This is a genomic window from Polaromonas aquatica (assembly GCF_050626995.1).
Classification (GTDB): domain Bacteria; phylum Pseudomonadota; class Gammaproteobacteria; order Burkholderiales; family Burkholderiaceae_C; genus Polaromonas; species Polaromonas aquatica_A.
On sequence record NZ_CP192467.1, the window covers coordinates 4,051,806 to 4,070,358 of the forward strand.

Consider the following 18,553-nt stretch of genomic DNA (forward strand, 5'->3'; position numbering starts at 1 on the left):
TTACTTCCAGGCTGCGAGGAACGCCAATAGAACCTTGGCCGAGTTGTCAGCGGCGATGTTCATGAAGGTCACCATCTCGTTGGCGCCTTCGCCGCCGCCGGCCAGGTCGCTGAGTGAGCGGAAGGCGATGTAGGGCACGCTGTTGCTGTAGGCCACCATGCCCACGGCGGCGGTTTCCATGTCGAGCACGTTGGCTTGGAAGGTTTTGAAGGCGTATTCGCGGAAGGCAGCGTTGTCGACGAAAGCCTGGCCTGAGACGCCGTTGCCGCCGACCAAGAGCTGCGGCTTGTGCGTCAGGCAGACGCCGGCATTGCAGGATTCGAGTGGGATGGAGCCCAGGTCGCGGGCGACGGCCAGCATGCGCGGGTCGACCTCGAACCAGAACTTGCGCACCGGCACCGGGCTGGCGGCGGTGCGGGTTTCGACAGGGCGCGGGTGCAGCATGCCGAAGGGGGCCAGGGTCTGGGCCTCCATGCGCGGCGGGATGGTGAATTTGCCGGGCGCAGTTTCGCGCGCCATCAGCACCTCGAGATACTGGCCCCACTGGGCTGGCACGTTGACGTCACCGATGTGCAGGCCGGGGTTGACGCCACCGGCGATACCGCTGAAGACGATGCTGTGGATGTTGAAACGGTCCAGCACGAGTTGCGTGTTCATGGACGCGTTGACCATGCTGATGCCGGAGAGGAAGAGCACAACGGGTTTGCCCTGCAGCGTGCCGGTGTGGAAGTCGACGCCGTTGACGCGGTGACGCGCGGGCGCCTGCAGCTGCCGCAGCAGCAGGGTGAGTTCGGGCTCGAAGGCCGACATCACGGCAATGCGCGGTGTGTCGTCGAGCCGCACGGGCGTGCCGGTGACGGGCCGGGTGGCGCAGCCGGCCAGGCTCAGCGCCAGGAAAACAGCGATGACAAAAGCCGCCAGCCGGGACGGGAGCACGCGCCGCACGTCAAACTGGAAATGCATACGGCGCGCCTCCGGCTTCAGGGATTATTTGGCGCTGGACTTCGGTTGGCCGTCGTCGACCTTGACGGTGAACTTGCCGGTCAGGATGTCGGCTTCTTTGGCCTTGACCTTGGTGACGATATCGGCTGGCACCTTTTTCTCGAAGGTGCCCAGCGGCGCGAGTTCGGAGCCTTTGTACTTCATCATGGAATAGGGGCCGTAGTCTTCAGCCTTGAATTTGCCTTCCTTGACGGCCTTGATCGCTCGGTCGATGCTGGGTTCCATGTTCCAGAGGGCTGACGCCACGACGGTGTCGGGGTATTTGTCCTGCGTATTGATGACGTTGCCGATGGCCAGCTTACCTTTTTCCTTGGCGGCGTCGCTCACACCGAAGCGTTCGGCGTACATCACGTCGGCGCCCTTGTCGATCATCGCGAAAGCGGCTTCCTTGGCTTTGGGCGGGTCAAACCAGCTGTTGATAAAGCTTACGCTGAACTCAACCTTGGGGTTGGTTTCTTTCGCGCCGGCCATGAAGGCGTTCATCAGGCGGTTGACCTCGGGGATCGGGAAGCCGCCGACCATGCCGATCTTGTTGCTCTTGGTCACGCCGCCGGCGATCATGCCGCTCAGGTAGGCCGGCTCCTGGATGTAGTTGTCGAACACCGAGAAGTTGGGCGCCTGCGGCTTGCCGGACGAGCCCATGAGGAAAGACACCTTGGGGAAGTCTTTGGCGACCTTGCGGGCTGCGGCTTCCACTGCAAAAGCTTCACCGACGATGAGCGCGTTACCTGCCGTGGCGTACTCGCGCATGACCCGTTCGTAGTCGGCATTGGCGACGTTTTCAGTGGCCTTGTATTCGATTTCGCCGCGCGCTTCGGCGGCTTTCAGCGCCTTGTGCAGGCGGCTGACCCACTGCTGCTCAAACGGCACTGTGTAAATGGCTGCTACCTTGGTTTTGGCCTGGGCAAAGGCAAAGCCGGGCAGGGCCACTGCGAGGGCGGAGGCTAGCAGGACGAGCTGGCGGCGCTTGACGGTCTGGGGCATGGGACTCTCCGGTTGTGTTTTCAGGTGGGACAAAGATGTCTGGAAACCGCTATCAATTCAGGAGCTGCCTGCGCCCGTTTACAAAGGGCTAACGCCTTATTTGGTTCCGAATATTCGGTCGCCGGCATCGCCCAGGCCGGGCAGGATGTAGCCGTGGCTGTTGAGCTCGCGGTCGATGGCGGCGGTATAGATGGGCACGTCCGGGTGCGCGGTCTGCAGGGCCTTGATGCCCTCCGGGCAGGTCAGCAGGCAGACAAATTTGATGGACTTGGGGTTGAGCTCCTTGAGCCGTTCAACCGCCGCAATGGCCGAATTGCCGGTGGCGAGCATCGGATCGACCACGACAATGTCGCGCTCTTCCATGTCGTGCGGCATCTTGAAGTAGTACTCGACGGCCGTCAGCGTTTTTGGGTCACGGTACAGGCCGACGTGGCCGACGCGCGCCCCAGGCACCACACTGAGCATGCCTTCCAGAATGCCGTTGCCGGCGCGCAGGATGGAGACAAACACCAGCTTCTTGCCGTCGATGACTTTGGACGTGGTGGTTTCCAGCGGGGTTTCAATCTCGATGTCCTGCATCGGCATGTCGCGGGTGACCTCGTAGGCCATCAGCATGCTGAGCTCGTTGAGCAGGGTGCGAAAGGTGTTGGTGGAGGCGTCCTTGCGGCGCATCAGGGTGAGCTTGTGCTGCACCAGAGGGTGATCGATCAGGTGGACTTTATCGCTGTGGATGGTCATGTGCTTGTGTGCCTTTTGTTCTGTTCTTGTCTCTTGAATTTCAGAATACGGTCCCGTCGCTCTGAATGTTCAGGGGCGGTAAACCTTGATGCAATTGCTGTGCCAGTGCGCGTCCCGCAGCCCAGGTGCCGCCTTCGAGCACACAGGCCAGCGGCATTTGCTCGGCGGTCAATCCTAACTGCTCGCGCACCAGCGGGGCGAGCTCATCAAGAAGGGCCACAGTAAGGGCACGCCATTCGACAATGAGTTCGTCGCCGGCGGCATGCAGGCGGTTGGCCTGGGCCGGGTCCTTTAGTAGCAGCACACCGGCATCGAGGAACAGGCCGCCATTGCGGTATTCGGGCAAGCCCGTCAGTGCGTCGAGCCCTTTGACCTGCACGCCGGCCCACTCGAAAGGCTCCAGCAGTGAATAGGTGAGCCACTGCGACAGCTTGTGAAAAGGCATCCAGCCGTGGCTCGGCCCGGCTTTTGCAGATTCGCCATCGCCTGCCGCGCTGTGCTGCCAGCAGTCGCCTAGCGGGATGTTGCCCAGGACGTTCTGGGCAGGCCAGATGGACGAGAGGCTGGTGAGCAGCACCGACAGCAGTTCGTGTGCCTCGATAGCGCTTTGCCCGGGCTGTACCAGCGCTTCAAACAAGTGGCCCGGCCGGCCTCGCTGGCCAAAGATCGCGGGTTGGTCCTGCAGCGCCTGACCGAGGCGCCGCAACAGCGCGGCGCGGCCTTCGAGGCCGATCAGCGGGTTTTCGGGTGTGACCTGGAAAGCCTGGGCCAGCTGGTCCGCGGTGATGGCTTTGAGGCCAGCCGCATCGGCTTGCAATGGCTGCTGAGGGTCGCTCGAAAAAAGCCCGGCCATGAAGGCATGAAAACTTGCCACACCGAGGCCTTCGGAGCGGCTGTATTCGCTGCAGGGGTGCTCTCCCTGGGCGGCTTCGAGGTAGTGCCATTGAGGTCCGGCGCCAGCGTCCAGCAACACGCTGATGAGTGCGAGGTCAATCTGTGCACGGGCGCGCCCGGCGGGCGTGGCGGATGCCAGCGCGTCGTTCAGCTGGGCCAGGCGGTCAATGCCGCCGGCCTCGAAATGACGCCAGCGGCTGTGGTACGGAATCTCCAGGCTAGGGTAGCGGGCGCGGGTGATTTCGGCGACCAGCGCAGCGGCGGTGGTCATGGCGCCGTCATTGACGGTAAACCAGGCGGATTCGCCGCGGCGCGCACGCTCAAGCAGGGCAGAAGCGCGGGCGCGTATCGTTCTGGTCGAGCGCAGTTCTGCGGCGGCGCTGATGCCGCGCAGGTTTCCTGCGATGGTGTAGTTTGCGTTGGCGGGGTTGCTCAGATTGTCCGGAATTGGCGTGGTTTCAGACATCCAGCCCCCGGCCCTTGGCTTTTTTCAGTTCTTCGGCGTCGGGCACCGCGCCGGGGGTGAAATAGCCTGCGGCCATCTTCGCGTCCATTTCGACCTGGGCATCGGCCGGGATCATGTGTTCGGGTATGTTGATGCGCTGGACCACTTCAATGCCCGCGCGGGTGATGGCGTCGTATTTCATGTTGCTCATGGAAACGAGCCGGTGGATTTTGCGGATGCCCAGCCAGTTGAGCACGTCGGGCATCAGTTCCTGAAAGCGCATATCCTGTACGCCGGCCACGCATTCGGTACGGTTGAAGTACTGGTCGGCCGTGTCGCCGCCAACCTGACGCTTGCGGGCGTTGTAGACCAGGAACTTGGTGACTTCGCCTAATGCCCGGCCTTCCTTGCGGAAGTAGGACACCAGGCCCACGCCGCCGCGCTGGGCACCCTGGATGCATTCTTCAATGGCATGTGTGAGGTAGGGGCGGCAGGTACAGATGTCCGAGCCGAAGACGTCGGAGCCGTTGCATTCGTCGTGCACGCGGGCGGTGAGTTCGACATCGGGGTTGGCGAGGTCGCGTGGGCGCCCAAAGATGTAGGCCGTGAGGCCGCCGATGGGGGGTAAAAAGACTTCCAGGTCGCTGCGGGTGACGAGCTCTGGGTACATGCCGCCGGTTTCCTCAAACAGCACGCGGCGCAAATCGGTTTCGCTGCAGCCGAAGCGACGGGCGATTTCGGGCAGGTACCAGACCGGTTCGACGGCGACCTTGGTCACCATGGCCGCGCCGCCGGCCGTCAAAAACTTGCCGTCGGCCTTGAGCCTGCCGGACTGCAGGGCCTCGATCACCTCAGGCAGGATCACGTGAGCCTGAGTTACCGCGATGGTCGGCCGGATGTCGTAGCCCGCTGCCAGCTCATTGGAAAAAACATCGGCCACCATGGCGCCCCAAGGGTCCATGGCGACGATGCGGCCAGGCTCGCTCCACTGCGGATAGGGGCCGATCACATCGGTCGGTGAAGTGTTGGTCAGGTCGGCCTTGTGGCTGGCTTTGAGGGCACCGGAGGCAACGGCGAGCGCGCGGTAGACGCTGTACGAGCCGCTGTGCGTGCCAATGACGTTGCGGTGGCTGCGTTTGGTGGTGGTGCCTACCACCGGGCCGCGTTCGGTGGCCGTAGGGGCAGCCCAGCGGATGGGCAGTGCGCCATAACCTCCGGCATGAGAGGTCAAACGGATGTGGGAAACCGCAGGGCTGGCCGGCATCGAAGAGGTGGTGGGCGTTAAAGCGGGAGAACCAGGCGCAGGGACGGCCGGCCTCGAATCAAGGGACTTGGCGGCAACTTCAGCGGGCATTGCGGATCCTTCAAAAAATCCAATGTAGCGATGCGTGCCGGTATTGACAAGTCCGGCAGTTTTACCGGGTCGCTAATTTGCGACAGGAAACCGAAGCCGCACAAAAATGGTGAGAAAACCGGCGCAAACCGGTTGGCGGGAGGCGGCACCGGGCAACGCCGTTGTCCTACATCTCGCTTTCTTGTGGCCGTGTACTTTTCTGGCTGGAGAGTGACATGAATCGATTCAACCCCATGACCTTGCCCACGCAGCACAAAACCCTTGAGCTTGACGGTGTGCACATCTTTTACCGCGAAGCCGGGCCGCGGGAAGCGCCGGTTGTCCTGCTGCCGCACGGCTATCCGAGCTCGTCTTTCCAGTTCCGCAACTTCATGCCGGCGCTGGCTGACCGCTGGCGGCTGATCGCGCCGGACTACCCGGGCTTCGGCTACAGCGGCACGCCGGAAGATAGCGAGCAGTCCTGCTCGTTCGAGGGGTATGCCACGTTCCTGGAGCAGTTCACACAGCGGCTGGGGCTGTCGAGGTATGCGCTTTACCTGCATGACTACGGATCGCAAATCGGACTGCGCCTGGCAATGCGCCATCCCGCGCGCGTAGCCGCCCTCATTATTCAAAACGGCGATATTTATGAAGACCAGTTGGGTCCCAAGTACAAGCCGATCCAGGATTACTGGGCCAACCCGTCGCAAGCGGCCCGGGCCGTGCTTGAAGAAGCGGTGAGTGAAGAAGGTTTCAGGAAGGAATTCATCGGGGAGATCGACGCCGACCTGGTCGCCCGCATTCCGCCTGATTTATGGCGTTTGTCCTGGCCGTTGATGAACCATCCGAGGCGCCGCGCCATCGCGCTGGCTCTCATGGAGGGATTGAAGGAAAACCTGCTGTGGTTCCCGAAATACCAGGCCTACCTGCGGGAGCACCAGCCACCGACCTTGATCGTCTGGGGACCCCAAGATGGCTACATGCCTGAAGGCGCCGCAAAAGCCTACCTTCGGGACCTTCCCCGCGCTGAGCTGCACCTGCTGCGCGGCGGGCATTGGGCGCTGGAGACCAACCTGGAGGAAATCCTGCCGCTCGTGCGTGACTTCCTGGGACGGGTGCACGGGCTTTCCGACGCAGGTGTCTAGCAGAGGATGTCCGTCCAGGTCATCGCTTTTCGCATTTGGTCACCACGCCCCTGCTTCCCTGAATCAGGGTGCAGTTTCCTTCGGTTTGCGTGGGTGGCTGCAGGACGTGCACCTTCGCGTCTGTTTCCGCGAGATTCGGGACTCGAGCGGTGGCGGGATTTCTGGCGGTTGAGACGAAGCGCACTTGTCGATCACCATGATGTTCTGGGCCGAAGGTGGTCGTACCGATCACAAACCAGGCCCCTTTTCGCACCAATAGCCATGCACCTGAGCGAATCCGGATTCCAGGCGAGGCTGGTACCAGTTTTCCTTCCTTGTTTTCCATCAACACCTGCCCGTGGACCTCCACTAGCGCATCGGAGTCCCCAATGTGCACGGTGTCGGTCTCCAGCCGCGGATTGAAGGAGCTTGATGGGTGCGCTTGCGCATGGGCCAAGGCCGCAGTGCAAAGTGCCAGCGTAAACAGGAAAAACGATCTATTCATCATCACTCACCGCCGCTTTCCGCCAAAAATGGTGCCCAGCGCACCACGCAGCACCTGCCGCCCCAGTGCCCGAGCTTCAGATTTCAATACCGACTGCACCAGGCCGTCGCGCTGGCCACCGCGCGGGCCCTTGGAGCCGAAGAGCACATCGCTGATGCCACCCATCAGTCCACCGGACGCTTCCGCAGTTTTTGCCGCCTCGGCTTGCACAGCCGCGGTGCGTGCTTTCAGCATCTCATAGGCCGACTCGCGATCGGTTTCCTTTTCATAAACACCCGTCACCAGCGACCCTGCCACCAACGCTTGGCGTTGCTGCGGCGTGATGGGGCCGATCTGGCTGCCGGGCGGCAGCACGTAAGCCCGTTCAGTGATGCTGGGGCGGCCTTTGCTGTCGAGAAAACTCACCAGTGCTTCGCCGACGGCCAGCTCGGTAATGGCGGTTTCGATGTCCAGGCCGGGCTTTTGGCGCATGGTCTGGGCGGTGGCCTTGACGGCTTTCTGGTCGCGCGGCGTGAAGGCTCGCAGCGCATGCTGCACGCGGTTGCCCAACTGGGCCAATACCGAATCGGGAATGTCCAGCGGGTTCTGGGTGACGAAATAGACGCCGACGCCCTTGGAGCGCACCAGGCGCACGACGAGCTCGATGCGTTCGATGAGGGCCTTTGGTGCTTCGTTGAACAGCAGGTGTGCCTCATCGAAGAAAAACACCAGCTTGGGCTGGTCCGGGTCACCGATTTCGGGCAACTGCTCGAACAGCTCGGACAGCATCCACAGCAAAAAAGTGGCATACAGGCGCGGCGAGTTCATCAATTTGTCGGCGGCCAGGATGTTGATCACCCCTTTGCCGTCCGTTGTCTGCATGAAGTCGCTGATGTTGAGCATGGGCTCGCCGAAGAACTTGTCGCCGCCCTGGGTTTCGATCTGCATCAGCCCGCGCTGGATGGCGCCCACGCTGGCGGCGCTGATGTTGCCGTATTCGGTGGTGAAGGTACTGGCGTTGTCGCCCACATGCTGCAGCATGGCGCGCAGATCTTTCAGATCCAGCAGCAGCATGCCGTTGTCGTCGGCAATCTTGAACACCAGGTTCAGCACGCCAGCCTGGGTGTCGTTCAAGCCCAGCATGCGGGCCAGCAGCAGCGGGCCCATGTCGGACACCGTGGCACGAACCGGGTGGCCTTGCTCGCCGAACACGTCCCACAGCGTGGTGGGGCAGGCGAGGGGTTCGGGCTTGTCGATGCCGCGCTCCTTCAGCACAGCCGACATCTTTTCGCCCATGCTGCCCGGCTGGCTGATGCCGGCCAGATCGCCCTTGACGTCGGCCATGAAGACCGGCACGCCGATTTTCGAGAAGTTTTCCGCCAGCGTCTGCAGGGTGACGGTTTTGCCGGTGCCGGTGGCGCCGGTGATCAAACCATGGCGGTTGGCCAGCGCCGGAAGCAGCTCGCAAGTGGTGGAAGCGTTCCTGGCAATCAAAAAGGGCTCGGCCATGGGGTGTCCTCGGGTTGGCGGGAGCTGTGATGCGCTCCCTAAAAGTAAAATGCGCTTTGTAGATTAAATCAATTCCAAAGGATTTCCGTGGCTGGTCACAGTAAATGGGCGAATATTCAGCACCGCAAAGGGCGCCAGGACGAAAAGCGCCAGCGTATCTGGACCCGTGTGATGCGCGAGATCATGGTGGCGGCCCGCATGGGCGGCGGCGACCTGGGCACCAACCCGCGGCTGCGGCTGGCGGTGGACAAGGCCAAAGCGGCCAATATGCCCAATGAAAACGTCAAATACGGGATCGCCAAGGCCACCGGCAGCCTGGAAGGGGTGCAGTACGAAGAGGTGCGCTACGAGGGCTACGGCATAGGCGGCGCGGCCATCATCGTCGACTGTATGACCGACAACAAGGTGCGCACCGTGGCCGAGATCCGCCACGCCTTTTCCAAGCATGGCGGCAACATGGGCACCGAGGGCTCGGTGGCCTTCCAGTTCAAGCACTGCGGCCAGCTGATCTTTGCGCCCGGAACCAGCGAGGACAAGGTCATGGAAGTGGCGCTGGAGTCCGGCGCCGACGACGTGATCACGCATGAGGACGGCGCCATCGAGGTGCTTACCCCCTACACCAGCTTCGAGGCCGTGCGCAACGCGCTGGAGGCCGGCGGCCTCAAGCCCGAGATCGCCGAAGTCACCATGCGTGCCGACAACACGATTGAATTGAGCGGCGAGGATGCCCGCAAGATGCAAAAGCTGCTGGACGTGCTGGAAGACCTGGACGACACCCAGGACGTTTTCCACAACGCGGCCCTGTCTGAAGACGCCTAAGAAACAACAATAAACAACAGCAATCAATGAAAGCAGCAGCATGAAAGTTCTTGTAGTGGGTGGCGGTGGCCGTGAGCACGCGCTGGCCTGGAAACTGGCCCAGTCCCCGAAAGTCCAGGCGGTCTACGTCGCGCCCGGCAACGGCGGCACGGCGCTCGATTCGCGGCTGGAAAACATCGCGATCACCGACGTGAAGGCGCTGCGCGAATGGGCTGCGGCCGAAAAGATCGCGCTGACCGTGGTTGGTCCCGAGCAGCCGCTGGCCGCCGGCATCGTCGATGAATTCCGCGCGCACGGCCTGCGGGTCTTCGGCCCGACCAAGGCCGCTGCGCAGCTGGAAAGCTCCAAGGCCTTTTCCAAGGCCTTCATGAAGCGCCACGGCATTCCCACGGCTGAATACGAAACCTTCACCGATGCGGCCGCGGCCCACGCCTATGTGGACGAAAAAGGCGCGCCCATCGTCGTCAAGGCCGACGGCCTGGCGGCCGGCAAGGGCGTGGTGGTGGCGATGACGCTGCATGAGGCGCACGAGGCCATCGAATTCATGCTCGCGCCCAATCCCGACTTCAACCCTCTGGGCGTGACGCACAACGAGGGCGGCGCGCGCGTCGTCATCGAGGAATTCCTGCAGGGCGAGGAAGCCAGTTTCATCGTGATGTGCGACGGCAAGAACGTGGCAGCCATGGCCACCAGCCAGGACCACAAGCGCCTGCTGGACGGCGACGAAGGCCCGAACACCGGCGGCATGGGCGCGTATTCGCCGGCCCCGGTGGTCACGCCCGAGGTGCACGGCCGAGCCATGCGCGAGATCATCCTGCCGACCATCAGGGGCATGGAAAAAGACGGCATCCCCTTCACCGGTTTCCTCTATGCCGGCCTGATGATCGACGCCGACGGCAAGCCCAAGACACTCGAATTCAACTGCCGCATGGGCGACCCGGAAACCCAGCCCATCATGATGCGGCTCAAGACTGACCTGTTCGACGTGATGATGGCGGCCACCTCGGGGGCGCTGGACCAGATCGAGCTCGACTGGGACCGCCGCCCGGCCCTGGGCGTGGTGATGGCCGCGCACGGCTATCCGCTGAACCCGCGCAAGGGCGATGCGATCAAGGGCCTGGTCAAGCCCGGCGACGCGCCCGAGGACACCATGGTATTCCACGCCGGCACGCGCAAGGACGGCGACGCGACACTGACTTCGGGCGGCCGCGTGCTGTGCGTGACGGCGCTGGGCAGCACGGTCAAAGCCGCGCAGCAGCGCGCCTACGAAGTGGCGCAAGGCATAGGCTTTGACGGCGCGCAGTACCGTAAGGACATCGGCTGGCGCGCGCTCAAGCCCTGATCACCGGACGGGTGCCGCTGTACGGCGCCTGTTCTTTGGGGTACACCTCAGCATGACCGATATTTCAAGCGTTCGAGAATTTTTGCTGGCGCTGCAGCAGCGCATCACCCAGGCCATTTCCCAGATCGACGGCAGGCCTTTTGTGGCCGACCGCTGGCAGAAGGAGCCCGGCGAGACGCTGCAGGGCAACGGGCTGACCATGATCCTGGAGCAGGGGCGGGTGTTCGAGCGCGCCGGCTGCGGCTTTTCGCATGTGCGCGGGCCCAAATTGCCGCCCTCGGCGACGCAGCACCGGCCCGAACTGGCCGGCGCGCCCTTCGAGGCGCTGGGCGTTTCGCTGGTGTTCCATCCGCGTAATCCCTACGTGCCGACGGTGCACATGAATGTGCGCATGTTGGCCGCTGCGCCGGTCACCACCCCCGATGTGCCGGTCTGCTGGTTCGGCGGCGGCATGGACCTGACGCCGTATTACGGCTTCGGGGAGGACGCCGTGCACTTCCACCAGGCCTGCAAGGACGCGCTGGCGCCCTTCGGTGAGGACAAATACCCGCGCTTCAAACAGTGGTGCGACGAATACTTCTACCTCAAGCACCGGCAGGAGCAGCGCGGCATAGGCGGCGTGTTTTTCGACGATTTCCAGGAACTTGGCCCCGAGCGCAGCTTTGCCATGATGCAGGGCGTGGCGGATTCCTTTTTGCAGGCCTACCTGCCCATCGTGGAGCGGCGCAAGGACACGCCTTACGGCGAACGCGAGCGCGAATTCCAGCTCTACCGGCGCGGCCGCTACGTGGAATTCAACCTGGTCTGGGACCGCGGCACGCATTTCGGCCTGCAGTCGGGCGGGCGCACCGAATCCATCCTGATGTCCATGCCGCCGCTGGCGAGCTGGTCCTACCAGCGGGGCGTCGAGCCCGGCAGCCCTGAAGAGCGCCTGTACACGGAGTTTTTGCCGAGACGGGACTGGGTTTGATGGCAACGCCGTCACCTGCGGAAAAGCGTGTTGGCATGTTTGGCGGGGCGTTTGACCCGCCCCATAACGCGCACGTTGCGCTTGTGCAGGAGGCGATCAGGCAATTTGGCCTTGATACCTTGTACGTCGTTCCTACCGGCCACGCCTGGCACAAGTCACGCGCCTTGAGTGCGCCGGCTCACCGGCTGGCAATGGCGAAACTGGCTTTTGGCGATATCCCCGGTGTTCGGGTAGATGAGCGCGAGGTGCAACGCGCCGGGCCGACTTTCACCATGGACACGCTTTTGGCGCTCCAGGAGGAAAATCCTGGCGCACAGATCTACCTGTTCATTGGCGCGGACCAGTTTGCGGCCTTCAGGCAATGGCACAGGTGGCAGGACATTCTTGACCTTGCTATAATTTGTATAGCTGATCGCGCACAATCCACGCTGGCCGGACCTCAATTTGAGTCCTACGAAAGCCAAGGCAACCGTTTTGCCCTGCTCAATCTTCCCCTGATGCCTGTCAGCGCCACCCAAATTCGCCAGTTAATGGCCTCCGGCGCTGCAGTAGCAGAGGGAATTACCCAGTTGGTCCCTGAAGCCGTTGCGCGTTATATTTCACTTCACCAGCTGTACCGTTCCCATTAATTTCCTACCTTATCGAAGCAAGACACTGCATGACATCCACCACCGTCAAAACCTCCGCCGCCGCCGACAAAAAGGACGTGCAGAAATTGCAGCGTGCCATCATTGACGGCCTCGAAGACGTCAAGGCGCAGGACATCCAGGTGTTTGACACGGAGCACATCACGTCATTGTTCGAGCGCGTGATCATCGCTTCCGGCAGTTCCAACCGACAGACCAAGGCGCTGGCTGCCAGCGTGAGGGATGCCGTGCGGGACGCGGGTTTTTCGAAGCCTCGCATCGAGGGCGAAGACAACGGGGAGTGGATCATTGTTGATTGCGGCGCTGCCGTGGCGCACATCATGCAGCCGACTATTCGCCAGTACTACCACCTGGAGGAACTCTGGGGCGACAAGCCCATCAAGCTCAAGCTGGGAGCGCCCGCGCCGCTGGTGAAGGCGGCCAAAACTGATGTCGAGCCTGAGGCCAAGCCCAAGGCCGGTCGCGCCGGCGCGAAAACCGCCGCCAAAGCAGGCGCGAAGACGGCTGCCAAGTCGGCGGCAAAAGCACCAGCCAATACGTCTGCCAAGGCCGCTGACTCCAGCTATGTGGGCCGCGTCGGCAAGACCAACGACTGGACCGCCAGGCGCAATGCGACCGCGACGGCGGCAGAGCCCGTTGCCAAGCCGGTGCGCGCTAAGGCCGCCCCGGCTAAATCGGCCAAGCCCGCCGTGAAGACGCCCATCGTCAAGGTGCCGGCACCCAAAAAGGTCGCTGCCCGGAAAACAGCCGTGGCTGCAGCCAAGACCGCGGCGAAGAAACCCGCCCCCAGGAAAACCGCTCCCCGGAGCAAATGAGGCTCACGATCGTAGCCGTCGGCCAGAAGGTGCCCGACTGGGCGCAGACGGCCTACGACGACTACGCCAAACGCTTTCCGCCGGAACTCAAAGTCGAGCTCAAGGCCGTCAAGACCGAGCCGCGCGCCTCCAAAACCCTGGAAAACCTGCTGTCCGCCGAGCGCGGGCGCATAGAGACCAGCATCGCGCGTGGCACCCGTGTCGTGGCGCTTGATGAACGCGGCACGGCCGTCACCACCGTGGCCCTGGCCGAAAGGCTCAAAGCCTGGCAGCTATCCGGCGATGACGTGGCCATCGTGATCGGCGGGCCCGACGGGCTGGACGCCGGCTTCAAGCAGGGGGCGCATGAGCGCCTGCGCCTGTCGGACCTGACGTTGCCCCATGCCATGGTGCGTGTGCTGCTGATTGAACAGCTCTACCGCGCCTGGAGCATCACCATCAATCACCCCTACCATCGTGAATAGTCCCGTCCATGGCTGACTTCATCTACTTGGCCTCGCAAAGCCCACGGCGGCGGCAACTGCTGGAGCAACTCGGCGTACGTCACGAGCTGCTGCTGGCGGACGCCGAAGAAGACGCCGAATCGCTGGAAGCGCTGTTCAAGAACGAAGCACCCGCGGCCTACGTGCAGCGCGTCACCGGCCTCAAGCTCGATGCGGCGGTCGCGCGCATGAAGCGGCGCAAGCTGCCGCCGGCGCCCATCCTCTGCTCGGACACAACGGTGGCCATGGGCCGCGTGATTTACGGCAAGCCGGATGACGCAAAAGACGCCGCCCGCATGCTGGGAGAGTTGTCGGGCGGCACGCACCGGGTGCTGACGGCCGTGGCGGTGCAGGCCGGGCGCCGCCGTTTTGAGGCCTTGAGCACTTCGCGCGTGAGCTTTGACGAACTGACGCCCGCGGAGATCCGCCGTTACGTCGCCAGCGGCGAACCCATGGGCAAGGCCGGCGCCTACGCGGTGCAGGGCAGGGTGGCCATGCACATCAGCCGGATAGACGGCAGCTACAGTGGCATCATGGGGCTCCCGCTGAGGGAAACGGCGCTTTTGCTGAAAGCCGCCGGCATTCGCCTCTAGCCCCAGAATTCCACACATTTTTTCAGGCCCCTCCATGCAACAAGACATCCTGATCAACTGGTCGCCGCAGGAAACCCGGGTGGCGGTGGTTGAGCACGGCGCGGTGCAGGAGCTTCATGTCGAACGCACGCTGGAACGCGGCCTGGTCGGCAATGTCTACCTAGGCAAGGTGGCGCGGGTGCTGCCCGGCATGCAGTCGGCCTTTATCGACATCGGTCTGGACCGCGCGGCTTTCCTGCACGTGGCCGATTTGATGAGCAGCATTAGCAGCCGGCATGCCGACAGTGACGCCCAGGCCGCCGCGGGTGGCCTCACGGCGCCGGCCATGGCTTCGCTGCAGCCGATTGAAAAACAGCTGTTCGAAGGCCAGGCGGTGATGGTGCAGGTCCTCAAGGACCCTATCGGCACCAAGGGCGCGCGCCTGACGGCGCAGATCAGCATCGCGGGTCGCCTGCTGGTCTTCCTGCCGCAGGACAACCACATCGGCGTCTCGCAGAAAATACCGCCCCCGCAGCGCGAGGAGCTGCGCCAGCGCGTGCAGGCCTTGACCGGTGACATGGGCGGCGGTTTCATCCTGCGTACCAACGGCGAGGACGCGACGGATGCCGAGCTGGCCGAGGACATCACCTACCTGCGCAAGACCTGGGCACGCATCAAGGACGCCTCGCTGCGCCTGCCGCCGGCCTCGGTGCTGCACCAGGACCTGAACCTGCTGCAGCGCGTGCTGCGCGACCTGGTGGTGGAGGGCACGCAGACCATACGCATAGATTCGCGCGAGCAGTTCGAAAAGCTCAAGGCCTTTGCCGCGGAGTTCATGCCGGCCACCGTGCAGAAGCTGCAGCACTACGGCGGCGAGCGGCCCATCTTCGACCTCTTCAACATCGATGAGGAGATCGCCAAGGCCCTGGGCCGGCGCGTGGACTTGAAATCGGGCGGCTACCTGATCATCGACCAGACCGAGGCGCTGACCACGGTGGACGTGAACACCGGCGGTTTTGTCGGTGCGCGCAATTTCGATGACACCATCTTCAAGACTAACCTGGAGGCCTCGCAGGCCATCGCGCGCCAGCTGCGCCTGCGCAACCTGGGCGGCATCGTGATCGTCGACTTCATCGACATGCTCAAGGAAAACCACCGCGAGGCGGTGCTGGCCGAATTCCAGAAACAGCTGGCGCGTGACCGCATCAAGACCACAGTCAACGGTTTTTCCGCGCTGGGCCTGCTGGAAATGACACGCAAGCGCACGCGCGAATCGCTGGCCCACCAGCTCTGCGAACCCTGCAGCGCCTGCATGGGCAAGGGCGTGGTCAAGACCGCGCGCAGCGTGACCTACGACATCCTGCGCGAAATCCTGCGCGAGGCGCGCCAGTTCAACCCGCGCGAATTCCGGGTGGTGGCCTCGCCCAAGGTGATAGAACTCTTTCTCGACGAGGAAAGCCAGCACCTGGCCAGCCTCAGCGATTTCATCCGCAAGCCGATTTCCCTGCAGGCCGAAGCCGCCATGGCGCAGGAGCAATACGACATCGTGCTGCTGTAGACCTTTCCAGTCCATGCCAACCCTGAACCGCCAACCCATTCCCATCCTGGTCTACCACCAGATCGCCGAGGCCCCGCCCAAGGGCGAAAGCCCGTTCCGCGGGCTCTACGTGTCGCCCACGGCTTTCGCGCGGCAGATGGCCTGGCTCAGGCGCCTGGGCTACACCGGCCTTTCCATGAGCAGCCTGATGCCCTACCTGCGCGGCGAGCGCAGCGGCAAGGTGGTTGGCATCACCTTTGACGACGGCTACCGGAACAACCTCACCCATGCTTTGCCGGTGCTGGTGAAACAGGGCTTCTCGTCGACCTGCTATGCAGTCAGCGGCTTGCTCGGGAAAACCAACCTGTGGGATCAGGGCATCGGCATCCCGCAGACGCCGCTGATGGACGCGGGCGAAATCCGCCAATGGGTGGCGGGCGGGCAGGAGATAGGTTCACATACGCACAGCCACGCCAACCTGCAGGAAACCGACGAGCCAGGCTGCGTCGAGGAAATGGTGCGGGGTAAAACCGGGCTGGAATCCGTCACGGGCGGGCCTGTGGCGCATTTCTGCTATCCCTACGGCCATTTCGAGGATCGGCATGTCGAGATGGCAAGGACGCTGGGTTTCGCCACCGCCACCACCACCCAGCGCAGCCGCTGCCATGAGGGCATGGACCTGCTGCGGCTGCCGCGGGTGCCGGTGCTGCGTTCGACCGCCTTGCCGGTGTTCTGGCTGAAGGTCGCCACGGCCTACGAAGATCGCCGGAAAAAATGAGCCAGCCCACGCCTTTGGCTACGCCGCCCCGGAAACTCCGCATCGCCGTTTTCAACCGGACTTTCTCGCCGACCGGCGGTGGCGCGGAGCGTTATTCCATCGCGCTGGTCGAGCAGCTCGCGGCCCGGCACGAGGTGCATGTGTTCGCGCAACAGATCGACCACCAGTGGCCGGGCGTGGTTTATCACAAGGTTTCGGCCCCGCTGCGCAAGCCGCGCTGGGTCAATCAACTATGGTTCGCGACGGCCACCTGGTGGGCGACGCGCAGCGGCTTCGATATCGTGCATTCGCATGAGAACACCTGGCATGGCGAGGTGCAGACGGTTCACGTGCTGCCGGTCAAATACAGCCTGTTCCAGGGGCGCCATGGCCTGCGCCGTGTCCTGCGCTGGATCAAGGTCGTGACCAGCCCGCGCCTGCTGGCCTACCTTGGCCTGGAGCGTGCGCGTTATGCAAAACGCCCAGGCAGGCAGGTTGTGGTGACATCGGAGAGCCTGCGGCCGATCATGGAGGCCGCTTACCCGGCTTGCCGCGACGCGATTTCTGTTATCACGCCAGGCATCAACTTGCCCGGCCTGCCGGTGAGCAGCGAGCGCAAACATGAAGCGAGGGCGGGGTTGGGCTTGCCGGCGCAAGGCACTTGCCTGCTGTTTGTCGGAAACGATTACCGCAAGAAGGGCCTGCAGGCTTTGTTGCAGGCCATGACCCAACTGCCGGGTGACGTGGTGCTGGCTGTGGTGGGCAACCCGGCCCATATTGCCGAGTTCCGCGCTGTGGCCGGCACGCTCAAGCTGGGTGACAGGGTGTTTTTCCTGGGTGCGCTCAAGGACGTCAGCCCGGCCTACGAAGCCGCCGACATCCTGGTGCATCCCACTTTCGAAGATACTTTTGCGATGGTGGTGCTGGAGGCCATGGCCCACGGCCTGCCGGTGGTGGTCAGCGGGCCGAAGTACTGCGGCATTGCCGGGCTGCTGGGGCAGGGTGCCAACGCGCTGTTGCTGGACGACCCGCGGGATGCGGGCGAACTGGCGCGGGTGCTGGGGGATTTGCTGGGCCGGCCGGAGCTGCGGGAAACGCTGTCAGGGGGCGCCGCGGCCTTTGCCGCGCACTACCAGTGGCGAGAAATCGCGCTGCGGCAGGAAGCGTTGTACTTTTCTGCCGTCGCGGCAAAGAACGCGAATCCCTGAAACGCCTCGTCGGCTTCAGGCCACCAGTTTGAAGTGCTTGCGGCTGAAGTCCAGGCCGGTCAGCGTCTCCACCTGCCGCATGAAGTGGTACTTGTTTTCCTTGGGCGTGGGCTTGTAGGCCGGATCTATGTTCAGCACGGGCTCGGCCTCGGTGGCCAGCCATTGCCGTACCGCCTCGGGGTGCGTGCCGGTGAAGGGCGCGAGGGCGCGGCGGTCGAACTGGCTGTAGGTGATCTGCGCGGCCTGGGCTTCGCCCCAGTACTTGCTAACCTGGTCCAGCTTCTTCTGCATTTCCTCGTTGCGGCGTATCCAGCCATAGTGGTAGATGTGCGCGCTGGCCAGCGCGGCTTGCGGGTTGCGGCCGCGTTTGTGCCGGGTGGTGACCAGCCAGTACTGGCCGTCGGGCGCGTAGCTGCGTATGGTGTTGCGGATCAGCCGGCATTCGCGGCGGTACCAGCCGGGGCTGATGGAGATCCAGTCGGGCGAGCCGTAAAAATGCAGGTAGTCAAAGACCAGTGCCTCGACGGCCGGGTTGTGGTGGTGGCGCTCGACGCTGGCGCGTATGGCGGCCAGTTCGCCCTCGTGCACGACCTCATCGCCTTCGAGGTAAAAGGCCCAATCGCCGGTGCATGAATACTGCGCGATCATTTTTTGCTGGGCATAGACAAAGCCGCGGTCGGCCATGCGCTCGTTCCACAGGGTTTCGATGATGCGGATCTTCGGGTCGTTGATGGCCTTGACGCGCTCCAGCGTGTCGTCTTCACCCTTGCCCACGGCCACGACGAACTCATCGACCAGGGGCAGCAGGGAACGGATGGAAGCCTCAAACGGAAAGCCCAGGCCCACGCCGTTGCGAATAAAGGTAAAACCGCTGATGGAGACTGGCATCGA

Annotated in this window: 19 protein-coding genes; 11 read left to right on the forward strand and 8 right to left on the reverse strand. The window is 63.3% G+C overall.

Going from position 1 to position 18,553, the window contains the following annotated elements:
• The 5 genes from ACQ4MS_RS19405 to ACQ4MS_RS19425 all read right to left on the reverse strand — a co-directional run bounded on the left by ACQ4MS_RS19405 (position 1) and on the right by ACQ4MS_RS19425 (position 5,327).
• Complete coding sequence (locus ACQ4MS_RS19405; protein ID WP_431096299.1) at positions 1–963, reverse strand: 5'-methylthioadenosine/S-adenosylhomocysteine nucleosidase; 963 nt, start codon at positions 961–963, stop codon at positions 1–3.
• 24 nt (positions 964–987) lie between these two features.
• On the reverse strand, positions 988–1,986 hold the full coding sequence (locus tag ACQ4MS_RS19410; RefSeq protein ID WP_431096300.1) for a BMP family protein: 999 nt from the start codon (positions 1,984–1,986) through the stop codon (positions 988–990).
• Positions 1,987–2,082: 96 nt separating this feature from the next.
• Positions 2,083–2,724, reverse strand: coding sequence for a uracil phosphoribosyltransferase (gene upp / locus ACQ4MS_RS19415; protein WP_431096301.1), 642 nt, complete (start codon positions 2,722–2,724; stop codon positions 2,083–2,085).
• A 40-nt stretch (positions 2,725–2,764) separates the two neighbouring features.
• Positions 2,765–4,084: a URC4/urg3 family protein gene (locus tag ACQ4MS_RS19420; protein WP_431096302.1), complete on the reverse strand. Its 1,320-nt coding sequence runs from the start codon at positions 4,082–4,084 to the stop codon at positions 2,765–2,767.
• Complete coding sequence (locus ACQ4MS_RS19425) at positions 4,077–5,327, reverse strand: GTP cyclohydrolase II (RefSeq protein ID WP_431099629.1); 1,251 nt, start codon at positions 5,325–5,327, stop codon at positions 4,077–4,079. The genes ACQ4MS_RS19420 and ACQ4MS_RS19425 overlap by 8 nt, the downstream gene beginning before the upstream one ends.
• Before the next feature lie 305 nt (positions 5,328–5,632).
• Between ACQ4MS_RS19425 and ACQ4MS_RS19430 the strand changes: the two genes are divergently transcribed.
• A complete protein-coding gene (locus tag ACQ4MS_RS19430) occupies positions 5,633–6,541 on the forward strand; it encodes an alpha/beta fold hydrolase (protein WP_431096303.1) in 909 nt (302 codons plus the stop codon).
• A 19-nt stretch (positions 6,542–6,560) separates the two neighbouring features.
• On the opposite strand, the gene ACQ4MS_RS19435 is transcribed toward ACQ4MS_RS19430, so the two are convergent.
• Both ACQ4MS_RS19435 and ACQ4MS_RS19440 read right to left on the reverse strand, forming a co-directional pair.
• On the reverse strand, positions 6,561–7,028 hold the full coding sequence (locus ACQ4MS_RS19435; protein WP_431096304.1) for a hypothetical protein: 468 nt from the start codon (positions 7,026–7,028) through the stop codon (positions 6,561–6,563).
• Between the two features lie 3 nt (positions 7,029–7,031).
• The gene (locus ACQ4MS_RS19440; RefSeq protein ID WP_431096305.1) at positions 7,032–8,513 is read right to left on the reverse strand and encodes a helicase HerA-like C-terminal domain-containing protein; all 1,482 of its coding nucleotides are present in this window, start codon (positions 8,511–8,513) and stop codon (positions 7,032–7,034) included.
• A gap of 87 nt (positions 8,514–8,600) precedes the next feature.
• On the opposite strand from ACQ4MS_RS19440, the gene ACQ4MS_RS19445 reads away from it, so the two are divergent.
• Genes ACQ4MS_RS19445 through ACQ4MS_RS19490 form a run of 10 tightly spaced genes read left to right on the forward strand, consistent with a single transcriptional unit; the run spans position 8,601 to position 17,662 of the window.
• Positions 8,601–9,332: a YebC/PmpR family DNA-binding transcriptional regulator gene (locus ACQ4MS_RS19445; RefSeq protein WP_431096306.1), complete on the forward strand. Its 732-nt coding sequence runs from the start codon at positions 8,601–8,603 to the stop codon at positions 9,330–9,332.
• Positions 9,333–9,372: 40 nt separating this feature from the next.
• A complete protein-coding gene (gene purD, locus ACQ4MS_RS19450; protein WP_431096308.1) occupies positions 9,373–10,674 on the forward strand; it encodes a phosphoribosylamine--glycine ligase in 1,302 nt (433 codons plus the stop codon).
• A gap of 52 nt (positions 10,675–10,726) precedes the next feature.
• Positions 10,727–11,644 carry an oxygen-dependent coproporphyrinogen oxidase gene (gene hemF / locus ACQ4MS_RS19455; RefSeq protein ID WP_431096310.1) on the forward strand — a complete coding sequence of 306 codons (918 nt, stop codon included), beginning with the start codon at positions 10,727–10,729 and terminating at the stop codon, positions 11,642–11,644.
• Positions 11,644–12,273, forward strand: a complete 630-nt coding sequence (gene nadD / locus ACQ4MS_RS19460) for a nicotinate (nicotinamide) nucleotide adenylyltransferase (RefSeq protein ID WP_431096311.1) — start codon at positions 11,644–11,646, stop codon at positions 12,271–12,273. Before hemF ends, nadD begins: the two co-directional genes overlap by 1 nt.
• A gap of 29 nt (positions 12,274–12,302) precedes the next feature.
• Positions 12,303–13,106, forward strand: a complete 804-nt coding sequence (gene rsfS, locus ACQ4MS_RS19465) for a ribosome silencing factor (RefSeq protein WP_431096312.1) — start codon at positions 12,303–12,305, stop codon at positions 13,104–13,106.
• Entirely contained in the window at positions 13,103–13,570 is a 468-nt protein-coding gene (gene rlmH, locus ACQ4MS_RS19470; protein ID WP_431096313.1) for a 23S rRNA (pseudouridine(1915)-N(3))-methyltransferase RlmH, read from the forward strand. Before rsfS ends, rlmH begins: the two co-directional genes overlap by 4 nt.
• 8 nt (positions 13,571–13,578) lie before the next feature.
• On the forward strand, positions 13,579–14,181 hold the full coding sequence (locus ACQ4MS_RS19475; RefSeq protein WP_431096314.1) for a Maf family protein: 603 nt from the start codon (positions 13,579–13,581) through the stop codon (positions 14,179–14,181).
• A gap of 34 nt (positions 14,182–14,215) precedes the next feature.
• Entirely contained in the window at positions 14,216–15,718 is a 1,503-nt protein-coding gene (rng, locus tag ACQ4MS_RS19480) for a ribonuclease G (RefSeq protein ID WP_431096315.1), read from the forward strand.
• A 13-nt stretch (positions 15,719–15,731) separates the two neighbouring features.
• Positions 15,732–16,475: a polysaccharide deacetylase family protein gene (locus ACQ4MS_RS19485; RefSeq protein WP_431096316.1), complete on the forward strand. Its 744-nt coding sequence runs from the start codon at positions 15,732–15,734 to the stop codon at positions 16,473–16,475.
• Positions 16,472–17,662 carry a glycosyltransferase family 4 protein gene (locus ACQ4MS_RS19490; RefSeq protein ID WP_431096318.1) on the forward strand — a complete coding sequence of 397 codons (1,191 nt, stop codon included), beginning with the start codon at positions 16,472–16,474 and terminating at the stop codon, positions 17,660–17,662. Before ACQ4MS_RS19485 ends, ACQ4MS_RS19490 begins: the two co-directional genes overlap by 4 nt.
• A 15-nt stretch (positions 17,663–17,677) precedes the next feature.
• Here the strand turns inward: ACQ4MS_RS19490 and ACQ4MS_RS19495 are convergent, their stop codons facing one another.
• Positions 17,678–18,550 (reverse strand): glycosyltransferase, encoded by an 873-nt coding sequence (locus ACQ4MS_RS19495; protein WP_431096319.1) that lies wholly within the window; start codon positions 18,548–18,550, stop codon positions 17,678–17,680.
• Positions 18,551–18,553: the final 3 nt, after the last annotated feature.